We start from the raw sequence: 506 nt of genomic DNA on the forward strand, positions 1-506 counted from the left end.
GGCGCGGGTGTGATGCGTTGCTTGAGCTATCCCTTGCACGAGCCGTTGAGCAGTGGGCAATTGCGCCGGATCCTGCCGGCCTATGAAGGGCCGCCGCTGCCGGTCAACGTGGTGTATCGCGAGGGCCGCAATGCCCCGATGCGCGTGCGCAGTTTTGTCGACCATTGTGTGGCGGCGTTGCGTGGTCATCCGGCATTTCAGCTGGCGTAACAGTGGATTGCCTGGTGTGGGTATTCTCTCTCTGCTGTGCAGCGCGCAGCATCGACACATCCCATTGGAGGTGATCGCCATGAACCCTATCGAACAGTCCCCCTGGCATGCCGGTGAACGGCAGATGCAGGAAAGCGCCGGCGTGGCCGAACGCATGGCCGTGGTTGGCCCCAAAGTGATTCGCGATCATTTGCCGGAGCAGCATCGGGACTTTTATCCCTTGTTGCCGTACCTGCTGCTCGGCGTAGTGGATGAGCATGGCCTTCCTTGGGCGACGCTGGTGGAAGGCGCACCGG

2 pseudogenes are annotated in these 506 nt (G+C 62.1%); both read left to right on the forward strand.

Annotated elements, in window-relative coordinates:
• Positions 1 to 210 (forward strand): annotated as a pseudogene (locus IQK56_RS30755) (LysR family transcriptional regulator); the annotation flags it as partial.
• A gap of 79 nt (positions 211 to 289) precedes the next feature.
• A pseudogene (locus IQK56_RS30760) lies at positions 290 to 506 on the forward strand (flavin-nucleotide-binding protein); the annotation flags it as partial.

This window comes from Pseudomonas cyclaminis, assembly GCF_015163715.1.
Lineage (GTDB): Bacteria > Pseudomonadota > Gammaproteobacteria > Pseudomonadales > Pseudomonadaceae > Aquipseudomonas > Aquipseudomonas cyclaminis.